This is a genomic window from Halorubellus salinus, assembly GCF_020567525.1.
Taxonomy (GTDB): domain Archaea; phylum Halobacteriota; class Halobacteria; order Halobacteriales; family Natrialbaceae; genus Halorubellus; species Halorubellus salinus.
Genome location: NZ_JAJCVI010000002.1, coordinates 378,902 through 390,379, shown reverse-complemented (window position 1 = coordinate 390,379; position 11,478 = coordinate 378,902). Strand labels below are relative to the sequence as shown.

Sequence of the window (11,478 nt, the reverse complement as noted above, 5' to 3'; positions counted from 1 at the left end):
CGACCAGCCCCTCAGGTATCGTGGTCGATACCGCGACGGAGGACGATGCAGTCGCAGTCGCGGACCGTCACCTCGAACCCCTCGTACTCGAAGCGAACCACCGGTCGCGTCCGCTGGCGGTCCCGGGGCGCGCAGAGCGCGTCGAGCGCGTCCGGGTCGACCGCATCGAACAGCGGCGTCAGGTCGGTCTGTGTCGTGTTCGTGACCGCACTCACTATCTCGGTGACGGCGACGCTCGTCGACCGACACCCGGGGTTGAGGTGGCCGTGGTACGTCCCGTCGTGCTCGTGGTACGTCAGGTCGTCGAGCGCCACCTTCTGGAACGGGACGGCCACGTGGCCCCCGTCGGAACCGTCCCCACGGATCGAATCGGCCATACTACGAATCATCGATGCGTTGGTCGGATAGCGACAAGCCACTTCCTACTGCACGCGCAGGGGTTTTAAGTACGAACGGGGGCGTGTCGTCCTCACTCCTCGACGAGCGTCTCCTCGACGAGGTGCTGGAGGCCGCGCTGCAGACGCGAGGACAGCGACTGGTGCGTGATACCGAGTTCGCTCGCGATCGCCGCGAGCGACGTCTCGTGGGGCGTCTCGAAGTAGCCGTGCTCGTACGCGAGGACGATCGCCTCGCGCTGCGCGTCGGTCATCCCGTACCCCTCGTCGCTGCTCGGGAGCAACCGATGGATGTTCGTCAGCTCCATCGCGACGTCCGACGCCGCGAGCTCGCCCAGGAACCCCGAGAGCTCCTCGTGCGTGTCGCTACGCACCTCGAACGCCCAGCCGTCGCACGTCCCGACCGCGGAGAGCAACGTCACGGCCCAATCCATGAGCGAACCGACCAGCGCGGACGCGGAGTCGCGATTCCACTGCACGCGCAACAGGTACGCGTCGTTCACGTGATCGACGACCTCGGCGTCGACGCGCTCGTCGTCCGCCACCGCGACGACCTGCTCCTCGTCGATGTCGGTCACCCAGAAGTACTGGACGACGTAGTCGTGCGTGGGGACGACGCGCTCGAACTCGACCGTCGCCGAGGGCGCCACCTCGAAGATACCGTCCAGGTGCAACTGGCCGGGAGCGAGCCTGAACGTCGCGACAGTCGTCATGACGACGGGTACGATGGCCAGTGGTGTAACTCTCGCGCGGACCATCCAGGGGCCTCGTCGGCCCAGACGAAGGAATCGTCGCCGCCCAGAACAGTATTGGGGCCGCACGCGAGACAACCCGGTAATGTTCGGTCACCAGGAGCAGGTGACGGTCCGCGAACTCATGACGCGGAACCCGGACGCGGCGGGCGCCGGCGCGAGCGTCGCGGACGTCCACGACTGGCTCGTCGAGAACGGGTACACCGCCGCCCCGCTACGGCGCGACGACCCGCCGTACCTCTACGTGACCCGCGACGACCTCGCGGCCGTCCGCGAGGACGCACCCGACGACAGGGTCTACGAGCACGCCGACCGCATCGACCTCTCGAACCTCCTCTCCCCGGACCTCGGGTTCGAGGACCTCCTCGTCGAACTCGAGGCCGAGCCGTTCTACTTCGTCGGCTGGCACGGCCGGGTCGCGGGCATCGTCACGCGCTCGGACCTGAACAAGCCCGCGGCGCACGCGTTCCTCTACACGCGCATCGGCGAACTCGAGATGCGACTCCGGGACCTCGTCGACGCGGCGGCGAACTGGCAGGGGACGCTCTCGATGCTGCAACGCGAGGGCGCCGGCGAGGACACCGAGTACGACGCGGTCCTCGAGGAGTTCGAGTCGTACGCGGACGCGGACCTCCAGCTCCGCGAGATAGACTACACGACGTTCTGGCAGCTCCAGCAGGCCGCCGTCGAGAGCGAGGCGGTCGTCGACTGCCTCGGGTACGACGACGGCGACGCGCTCGGGGACGCGCTCACGGACGTCCGCGACCTCCGGAATCAGGTCGCGCACTACGGGAACGTCGTCCACCACATGGGGACCGAGCTCCTGGATTCCGGGCGGAACGTCCACGAACTCGAGGAGACGTACGCGGCGGTCGCCGGGATGCTCGACGCGCTCAGCGAGTGGGCCGACGACGCGGGCGTCGACACGACGCGGCGCGCGCACGCCGCGCTCGAAGAGTGACCGCACCCTGACTGCCAAAGGACATTACTGCCGTCGGCCCGTCCCGACGGACGTGCCACCGACGCGTCCGCCGGCCGTACCGAACCGACCTCGCCGCGCGTCGCCGCGCGAACGACGCCCGACGAGCCGTCACGCGACGGAGGAGGGCGTGCAGCCGTGAGCGTCGACTACGCGGTCGAGACGGGACAGCCAGCGGTCGTCCTGGCGTCGGCGGACCTCGCGGACGCGCTCTACGACGCCGCGGTCCCCGAAGCCGAACAGCCACTGGACGCACGGCTCGTCGACTCGGAGACGCTCGCGGCCGCCGTCGCGGACACGACCGCGGAGTGCGTCGTCCTCACACCAGCGGACCCGCTCGACCCGCTCGAGGCCGCGGAAACCATCCCCGTCGTCTACTACGCGTCACGCGAGGAACTCTCCGGCGACCGCGTCCGCGCGCTCGCCGCGAACCCCGACGTCGACTACGTGCCGGCGAACGGCGACGTCGGCGACAACGCGCTCCTGCGGAGTCGCGTCAGCGAACGCGTCGCCGCGGAACGCGTCCGCGACGACCGCGACATCCGCGCCGAAGCGATGGACCAGGCGGGCGTCGGCATCACCGTCGCGGACGCCGACGACCCCGACGAAGCCCTCGTCTACGTCAACCACGGGTTCGAGACCGTCACGGGCTATCCGGCCGCGGACGCGCTCGGGCGGAACTGTCGGTTCCTCCAGGGCGACGACACCGACCCCGAGGCGGTCGCGCTCCTCCGCGAAGCCATCGCCGAGGACCACTCGGCGACCGTCGAACTCCGGAACTACCGCGCGGACGGGACGCCGTTCTGGAATCGCGTGACGGTCGCGCCCGTGTACGACGACGGCGACGTCACGCACTACGTCGGCATCCAGGACGACGTCACCGACGAGGTCGCGACGCAGCGAGCACAACGCCGGATGGTCGAACTCACGTCCAACCCCGAGATGGACTTCGAGGCGAAGGTCGAAGCGCTCCTGGAACTCGGCTGCGAGCGCTTCGACGTCGACGTCGGGTTCCTGTCGGCGATCGACGACGACTTCGAGGTCGTCGCCGCGGACAGCGCGCACCCGGGACTCCAGGCGGGGGCGACCGAGCCGATGTCGACGACGTACTGTCGACGCACCATCGCCGCCGACGAGCCGCTCGCGGTCGAGGACGCCGCCGAGGAGTGGGCCGAGGACCCGGCCTACGAGCGCTGGGAGCTCGCGTGCTACGTCGGCGCGAACGTCGAGGTCGACGGCGAGCTGTACGGGACGCTGTGCTTCGCGGACACCGAGCGCGCCCGGGAGTTCACGGAGAGCGAGAAGACGTTCGTGAAGCTGCTCGCGACGTGGGTTCGCTACGAGCTGGAGCGCCGCGAGCGCGAACGGCGACTGGAGCGCGAGAACGAGCGGCTCTCGGAGTTCGCGAGCGTCGTCAGCCACGACCTCCGGAACCCGCTCGGCGTCGCCCAGGGGCACCTCCAGGTGCTCGCCGCGGGCGACGCGAACGACAGAACGGTCGAGGAGATCGCAACGTCGCTCGACCGCATGGAGGCGCTCATCGAGGACGTCCTGACGCTCGCTCGCGACGGCGAGGTCGTCGACGACCCGGAACCGACCTCGCTGCCCGCGACCGCGACGGAGGCGTGGCGCGTCGTCGACGCCCCCGACGCCACGCTCGACGTCGACCAGGACGCCCCGTACCTGCTCGCGGACCCGGAACGACTCCGCACCGTCCTCGAGAACCTGTTCCGGAACAGCGTCGAGCACGGCGACGCCACGACCCTGAGCGTCGGCGTCGACGCCGACGCCAGCGTTCTCTACGTCGGGGACGACGGGGTCGGCATCCCCGAGAGCGAACGCGACGACGTCTTCGAGCACGGGTTCACGACGAACGACGAGGGCACCGGGTTCGGGCTCGCCATCGTCCGCGAGATAGCCGACGCTCACGGCTGGACGGTCTCCCTCACCGAGAGCGAATCCGGTGGTGCGCGCTTCGAGTTCGCGGGTGTCGACGTCGTCGACGACTGAGGACGCCATCAGTCGGTTCTCCGGGCGAACCTCGGCACCCGACGCGGCCCAACCACACCGACGCGCTTCCTCGGCAAGCGGACCGCCGATCCGGGTGGTCGAGACAGCGGACGTATCCAGCACGCCACCTGTCAGTCAACTGTCTGCCTTTCCGGGGCTGTTCACCCGAATCGGGAGCGTTCACCTCTCGGGATGAATGAGATGGGCGATGGGTTCGAACTCCTCCCATTCTTTGCCTACGAGCGTCTCCGCCAGGACCTCGTGGTGATCCGCGTCTATTCGATGCTCTTCGGCATGAGCGGTTCGTGGTTCGTCTGCGTCCGTCGTCTCCATCATCACGTAGAGATGCGACGGCCCGTTCTCGCTCGTCTGGATGAACGCCGACTCGGTGAGCGTGCCTTCGCTGATCAACGTCGCCGCTGTCTCCTCGAACCGTTCGTGTTCGAGCGTCTCATACCACTCCCGGAGCTCGTCTTCCTTCCCCGGCTTTATCTCGCACCTGGCCAGTTGGACGTCGGCCATCGATGCAGGGACGTTTGGTAATGGAGTTGAAGAGTCATTCGATGACTGAACTGGACAGTCGAGTCCCGTCCGATTCGGTGGCGTGTCAGCGACCGATCGGCGGGTGCGCGTACTGATTCGTTCGTCACCGCCGACCGCGACTGCCAGTCGGGGATTCGTCTCCTGCTCGGTCGGCACTCCTAGCGAGCGGTTGCGGCAGAAGCGTGGTGGCATGGGGCCGACCCGTGGCGGGGTCGACCGCGTGTGGTTCGCGGCCGCGGGCCGACGCGACGTCGGGGGTGGGCCGCGTGCGATGCGGTCGTGTTCGTTCGCGACGCGGTTCGGTGGCGTGGAAGGCCTCAGCCTTCGACGCCGCCGAAGCTCAGTCCGTCCTCGATGTACCGCTGCGCGCCGAGGTAGACGAGCATGATCGGGAGCGCGAACGTCAGTGCGAACGCCGAGAACTTCGGCCACGGCGTCGAGTACTCGCTCACCAGCAGGAACAACCCGACGGGGAGCGTGTACTGGTCGGTCGCCAGGATGGTCTGGGCGACGATGAACTCCGTCCAGCCCGCGAGGAACGTGAAGATGAACACCGTCGCGAGTCCCGCCTTCGACAGCGGGAGGACGACCTCCCAGACGACGCGGAGCGGGCTGGCGCCGTCGACGTACGCCGCCTCCTCGTAGGACTTCGGGATGCCGTCCATGTACGTCTTCAGCAGCCACGTGTTGAACGGGACCGCCGTGGCGGCGTAGTACACGCTGAGTGCGAGCTTGTTCGCGTCCAGCCCGACCTGCACGAACAGGGCGTAGAGCGCGATGAGGCTCGCGATACCGATGCCGCCGCCGACCTGCGTGAACAGGACGTACCCGTAGAGGAGCTTCCCGCGACCGATGAACTGGCGCCGCGAGAGCGCGTACGCGCCCGGGACGATGAGGCTCATCGCGAGCAACACCGTGGGGACGGCGACGGTCATCGAGTTCCAGAGGTAGCGCTTGAACTCGCTGGGGTACTCGACGCCGTGCGCGCTCGCGTCCAGGAAGACGAGTTCGGGCGTCCTGACGAAGACGTCGTACCCGACGCCCGGTATCGTCAGCGAGAGCTTGTACCCGGGGAGGATGAGGTCGCCGAGCACCCAGACGAACGTCTGGAGGCTCGGGTCCGTCGGGAGCAGGTTGATGTTCGTCGCGAACAGCGACGCGCTCCCGCCACTCAGCGCGAGCTTCAGCACCCAGTAGATGGGGAACAGGAGGAGCGTGACGACCGCGAGCGCGGTTATCGTCGACACGACCGACATCGCGACGTCCGCCGGGTCGACGTCACCGGTCCGCATCCCCGTCACCGTGTACCGCGTGTGCTCGTACGCCGCTATCGGCGAGTACGCGACCGTCTTCACGTCGCCCGCCACCGACCGCGCTATCCGGGAGAGGAGGCTCATCGGTCACCCACCCCGTCCGCGAGCTTGCCCTTCTTCACGTTCAACCACATGAACGCGCCGATGAACAGGAGCGTGAGCATCATGATGGATGCCGCCTTCCCGTACGCGGGCGACGTGTTCCCGAACGCCTCCGTGTACCCGTAGTGGATGAGGAGCGAGTTCGCCTCGCCGGGGCCGCCGTCGTTGAAGATGAACGGGATGAGGAACTGCTGGAAGGACGCGGCCGCGGTCAGGATGCCGCCGAACATCACGGGGCGCTTGATCGCGGGTAGCGTGACGTGCCGGAACCGTGCGAGGTAGCCGGCGCCGTCGACCTTCGCCGCGTCGTGCAGTGCGTCCGGGACGTCCTGGAGCGCGCTCACCGTGATGATGACGATGAAGGGGTACGCGAGCCACACCTCCGTGACGTTGTACGTGAGGAAGGCGAGCCAGCGTTCGGTCATCCAGGAGACCTTCTCGAACCCGAGGTTCAGCAGGACCTTGTTCGCGAGACTGTACCGGGCGTTGTCGAAGATCTTCGACCAGACCGTGATCGAGAAGACCGCCGGCAATCCCATCGGGAGGATGACGAGCGACCGCATGAAGCGCTTCCCGCGAGCGCGGTCGCTCGTGAGGACGAGCGCCACCGCGATACCGAACGCGAGCTTGAGTGCGACGCTCGTGGCGACGAACAGCCACGTGACGCCCATGCTGTTCCAGAAGCTCGGGTCCGCGAGGATGGTGACGTAGTTCTCGAGCCCGATGAACTGCTCGTTGCCCGCGTGGATGCTCGTCGGCGGGGCGTTCGTCGCCCGCATGAACGAGAGGTAAAGCAGGTACAGGATCGGGTAGAACATGAACGCCGAGAACAGGAACAGGCCCGGGAGGACCAGGAACAGCCCGGCGTTCTCGCGCACCCAGCGCTGGACGCTACTGGTGCGTTCTCGGAGGTCGGTGCGGTTGGCGTTCTCCATCCCTCTAGCTGTTCCAGTTCTCGCGGACTTCCTTCTCGGCCTGCTCCAGGGCCTTCTTCGGGGTCTGCTGGCCGTTGAACGCGCGCTTGAGCGCGCCGTCGGTCGGCCCCCAGACGCCCTGCATCTTCGGGTTCGTCGGCATCGGGATGCCCTGGGCGACGGCGCTCGCGTACCCGCTCACGGTCGGGGAGAGGTCGTCGCTCTCCGCGAGCTCCTTGTGGACGGGGATGTACGCGTGCTCGTCGGCGAGGCCCTTGAGGACGTCGGGGTTCGTGGTGTACCACTCGATGAACTCGCGGCTCGCGACCGCGTTCGCCTCCTTGCCGTCACCCATCTGCTTGGAGAAGAACAGGAGCTTGACGCCCGTGTACGGCGACGGTTCGTCGCCGTCGACGGTCGGGAACGACGTGACGTCCAGGCTGACGCCGGCGTCGCGCGCGCCGCCGAGGAACCACGGGCCGTTGATCGCGAACGGTGCGCGACCCTGCTTGAACGCCTCGGCTTGCGCGCCGTAGTCCGGCGAGTCCGGCATGTACGGCGCGAGCTGGTTCACGATGAACTCGAGGCCCTCGACGGTCTCGCTGTTCGTGAGGCCGAGTTCGTCGTTGGCGTCGTCGTAGTAGAACCCGCCGAAGGCGTGCATCCACGCGCTCTGGAAGTACGAGTTCACGGGGTAGCTGAGGCCGTACTTGCCGTCGCTCGGTGCGTGGTACTCGTCCATGATGGCCTTCATGTCCTCGAAGGTCTCCGGTGGTTCGTCGACCATGTCGGTGTTGTAGACGAGGCCGACGGTCTCGGCGGCGTAGGGGAGGCCGACGGTCGCGCCGTCGAACTGCGTCGCGTCCGCGCCGGTCGAGGTGAAGTACTCGTCGGGGTCGACGCGGAGTTCGTCGCTACGGTCGACGACCCAGCCGTTCTGGTAGTACTTGCCCGCCCAGTCGTGGGCGTGGTCGAACGAGTGCGGGCCCTTGCCGGCGGGGATGGCGGTCTCGGTCTTCGTGCCGAGTTCCGCGATCTCGCTGGGGTTGACCTGCTGGTCGTACTCGCCGTTGAACGTCTCTAACTGGGACTCGAGGCTGCGCTTCTCGGCTTCGCGGCGGGCGTGCCAGAGTTCGGCGGTGCCACCGGAGTTCTCGGGTTCGACGACGCTGAGGCCGTCGTCCTCGGTGGTCGTGGTGGACTCGTCGCCGGAGCCTCCGTCGTCGGCGCCGCCGTCGCCGTCGCTCTCGGTCGGTGCGCTCGTCTCGGTCGTCTCGGAGACGCCCACGCAGCCCGCAACGCCGGTGAGCGCGGTCAGTGCTGCCGTCTTCTTCAGGAACTCCCGTCTCTGGTCACTCATGCCTGAATCTATGATGAAATATGTGTTCGCGTATTTAGTCCTTTGGGTGCGAACGTCTCACAACCTCGCGGTCCCTTCCCCTGGCTGTCAGCAACGCTAGAAACCGCCCGGCTCGACCCTCGATACTGGGGGTTCGCTGGCAACGGCGTCTGCCGCGGTCACACGTCGCGCTCTCACGCGCGCATCGACGCCCCGAAGGCGACGGCCACGCGGACGACGGCCGCGGCGGTGACGGACGCGACGCTACCGGACTCGAACGGCAAGGACACGCGAGCGAGGAACTCGCTATCGGGTGCGAGCTACTCGACGTAGGATATCGTCCGCTGGGCGGCTGCCAGGCCACGCTCGCGCGACGCCCCGTCGGCCGCGGCGACGACCGTGATGGGGTTGCGGCCGCTCTCCAGCGGTATCGTCGCCGCGAACGAACCGTCGCCCGGGTCGACACGTACCGTCTCCTGGGGAGTCCGGACCAAGAGCGTCACGGCTTCGGTCTCACCCGCGAGCTCGACCTCGGCGGTGTCGACGACGCTGTCGGGCCAGTCGACCGAGAGCGCGGGCGGTTCCGGCGCGCCACCGTCGTCGACGTACCGGCTCGCGGTCGCCCGCGGTCGCTCCACTGGCGTTCCCGCGTCGAGCGAGCGTGCGAGCCGCACGAACCCGGCCATGCTCCACGCGAGCGGCGTCGCGCTCGCGGTCCCCTCGCCGAACGCCCAGCCGTACGCGGTCGAGTCCTCGCGGTCCCAGACCTGCTCGGGTATCATCCGGCCGTCGTTCGCGAACGCGGCCATCGCGTCCAGGAGACGCTCCGGCGCGAGGTCCCCGGACTCGGTGCCGGCGAGCAGCTCGTACTCCGCGCGCTCGCCGGTGAGGATCGGCCAGAGACGCCCGCGGCCGGCGTGGGTCACCGACCACGGCGTCCCGGCGTCGACGCTGTCACCGTCGACCCCTACCTCGCCGTAGCCGTCGCCGTTGTACCGGTACCACGCGGGGCCGTTCGGCGTGTCGACGCGGATGGTGTCGTCGACGACCGACAGCGAGTTCTCGACGACGGAGTGGTCGTGCGGGAGGACGCCGAGGCGAACGAGTTCGAGGAACCCGGCGTCGACGATACCGCGCTCGTCGAGCGTCGGCCCGCCGTTCGCGAGCGACCGCCCCGCGCCGTCGTCCGGGTCCGCGTCGTCCGTGACCCGGAGGAAGTACGGCGTCGCCGCCTCCGGCGACGGTGCGCGTCCGGAGCCGCCGTGCTCGCGGTCGGCGGCGGCGAGGTCGCCGTCGGGGTCGACGCCGGTCGTGGTCGCGGTCCAGTCGACGACCGACCGCTGCCAGTGGTCCGCGACCGCGCGGTAGACGAGCGCGTCGTCCGCGCGCCCCTCGCTCTCGGCGAGGCGCGCCGCGGCCGCGAGGCCCGCGACGGTCGCGGCGACCGTGCTCGGCGAGAACCCGTCCTCCTCCTCCCAGCGCTCCTGCTCGGTGCGCGGGCCACCGTGCACGAGGTACTCCGCCATCGCGCGCGGCGCCGCGTAGTCGTAGCCGGCGTCCGCGAGCCCGTAGTCGTGCCGGCGGCGGAGCTGGTCGACCATCACGAGCGGGAACGCGATCTCGTCGAGTTGCTCGCCACCCCACCTGGTGCGGCCGTCGATCCACGTGTTCTGCGGGAGGAACCCGTCGCCGTCGTGCTGGTACGCGAAGACGTACTCGAGGTGCTCGGCGGCGCTCTCGGGGTCGCCGAGCGCGTCGAACGCCGTGAACACCTGGTAGAGGTCCCGCGCCCACACGAAGTTGTAGCCGTGGTCGCCCGCGTCGCGAGCGCTGACCCGCGACCCCCATGGAACGCTGGGGCTGGCGATGCTCGCGCCGCGGTACGTCTTGTCCTCGACGGCCTTCAGGACCATCGCAGCCGCGTTGTACTGCGCGGCGAGGTCGTCGTCGCCGGCGACGGAGTCGGGAACGACGACGTCTGCGAGGTACTCGCGCCACGACGCGACGTACCCCTCGCGAGCGCGCTCGAACCCGCTCGCGGCGGCTGCGGCCGCGACGTCGCTCGCCGCGACAGCGTCGCCGTCCTCGGCGAACCCGAGCGCGACGGTACGCGACGCGGCGGTTGCGTCCGCGGCGAGTTCCCCGACGAGTTCGAGCACGCCCTCCGCTGCGTCTGTTCCGGGGCTCTGGTCGTCGTCGGTGTCGGGGAGGACGCCGGATCCGGCGAAGTCCTCGCTCGCCTCGCTCGCTGCTTCGAGTACCGCGGCGTCGGCGAACCCGCCCGCGTCGGCGGCGAGCGCGAGCGAGACCACGACTGGTTCGTCGTCGCTATCGCGGACCGCGACCCCGTCCGCGCCCGTCTCCGTGGCGGTCAGAACGCTCCCATCGGTGGCTCCTTCGGGGTGCGCTCGCCGCTGGCCTGCGGTGTGGGCGGCCCGCCCCGAGGGCGTCGGCGTGGCGAGGACGAACAGCGAGAGCGCGTCGCTCGCTTCGAACTCGACGTCGAGGACGAGTGCGTCCCGGTCGGGGTCGGCGACGTGCTCGACCGCGAGCCTCCAGTCGTAGGCGTCGTCGGTCTCGGTGGCGGTCTGGCGCCACGCGAGCGCTTCGGCGGTGGTCGGTTCGACCGCGCGCTCGACGGTATCGTCGACCTCGGGCGGGACGTGCGTGTGGGCGACGTACCCCTCCTGGTCGGTGACGACGAACGAGACGTGCCCGGCGTTCAGGCAGTCGACGCGCGGGAAGCGCGGTTCGGTGAGCGCGCCGTCGGTGAGCGTGAACCACGTCCGCGAGGCGGTCGCGCCGTGGTCCGCGACGGTGCCGACGCCGTACTTCGTGCCCGTCGTCCACGTCGGCGTCGCCGGTTCGCGGTCGGACTGGTCCTCGCTGTCCTCGGCCTCGGTCGTCGTCTCGTCGATGTCGGTGGTGGCTGTGTCCGTCATGGTGGCTGTGGCCGCGGTGTCCTCGCCGTCGTCCGTGTCGGCGCAGCCGGCGAGTCCGGCGAGCGCGCCGGCGGAGAGCGCCGACAGTACGGTGCGTCGGCGCGCCCCTGGGCGTGGCGGTCGAGTCATGGCATGCGAAACGACTGCACGCTCTAAAAAGACTACGAAATAATCAATCACAAATTCACG

9 protein-coding genes are annotated in these 11,478 nt (G+C 69.0%); 2 read left to right on the top strand and 7 right to left on the bottom strand.

All coding sequences use genetic code 11. The features are described 5' to 3' along the window. Window positions 1-11: 11 nt before the first annotated feature. Window positions 12-335, bottom strand: a complete 324-nt coding sequence (locus LI336_RS06405; RefSeq protein WP_227132018.1) for a HalOD1 output domain-containing protein — start codon at window positions 333-335, stop codon at window positions 12-14. A gap of 134 nt (window positions 336-469) precedes the next feature. Further along, window positions 470-1,108 carry a helix-turn-helix domain-containing protein gene (locus LI336_RS06400; protein WP_227132016.1) on the bottom strand — a complete coding sequence of 213 codons (639 nt, stop codon included), beginning with the start codon at window positions 1,106-1,108 and terminating at the stop codon, window positions 470-472. A gap of 124 nt (window positions 1,109-1,232) precedes the next feature. Between LI336_RS06400 and LI336_RS06395 the strand changes: the two genes are divergently transcribed. Together LI336_RS06395 and LI336_RS06390 are read left to right on the top strand one after the other, a co-directional pair. Next, window positions 1,233-2,108, top strand: a complete 876-nt coding sequence (locus LI336_RS06395; RefSeq protein WP_227132015.1) for a CBS domain-containing protein — start codon at window positions 1,233-1,235, stop codon at window positions 2,106-2,108. Between the two features lie 156 nt (window positions 2,109-2,264). Further along, on the top strand, window positions 2,265-4,136 hold the full coding sequence (locus LI336_RS06390; protein ID WP_227132013.1) for an ATP-binding protein: 1,872 nt from the start codon (window positions 2,265-2,267) through the stop codon (window positions 4,134-4,136). A 180-nt stretch (window positions 4,137-4,316) separates the two neighbouring features. Here LI336_RS06390 and LI336_RS06385 read toward each other — a convergent pair whose 3' ends face one another. The 5 genes from LI336_RS06385 to LI336_RS06365 form a co-directional block, all read right to left on the bottom strand. Beyond that, window positions 4,317-4,658: a DUF6176 family protein gene (locus LI336_RS06385; RefSeq protein ID WP_227132011.1), complete on the bottom strand. Its 342-nt coding sequence runs from the start codon at window positions 4,656-4,658 to the stop codon at window positions 4,317-4,319. A 338-nt stretch (window positions 4,659-4,996) separates the two neighbouring features. Beyond that, window positions 4,997-6,076 carry a sugar ABC transporter permease gene (locus LI336_RS06380; RefSeq protein ID WP_227132010.1) on the bottom strand — a complete coding sequence of 360 codons (1,080 nt, stop codon included), beginning with the start codon at window positions 6,074-6,076 and terminating at the stop codon, window positions 4,997-4,999. After that, window positions 6,073-7,029: a carbohydrate ABC transporter permease gene (locus LI336_RS06375; RefSeq protein ID WP_227132009.1), complete on the bottom strand. Its 957-nt coding sequence runs from the start codon at window positions 7,027-7,029 to the stop codon at window positions 6,073-6,075. The genes LI336_RS06380 and LI336_RS06375 overlap by 4 nt, the downstream gene beginning before the upstream one ends. Before the next feature lie 4 nt (window positions 7,030-7,033). Further along, window positions 7,034-8,368: a substrate-binding domain-containing protein gene (locus LI336_RS06370; protein ID WP_227132007.1), complete on the bottom strand. Its 1,335-nt coding sequence runs from the start codon at window positions 8,366-8,368 to the stop codon at window positions 7,034-7,036. A gap of 299 nt (window positions 8,369-8,667) precedes the next feature. Next, window positions 8,668-11,418, bottom strand: a complete 2,751-nt coding sequence (locus LI336_RS06365; protein WP_227132005.1) for a glycoside hydrolase family 15 protein — start codon at window positions 11,416-11,418, stop codon at window positions 8,668-8,670. Window positions 11,419-11,478 lie beyond the last annotated feature (60 nt).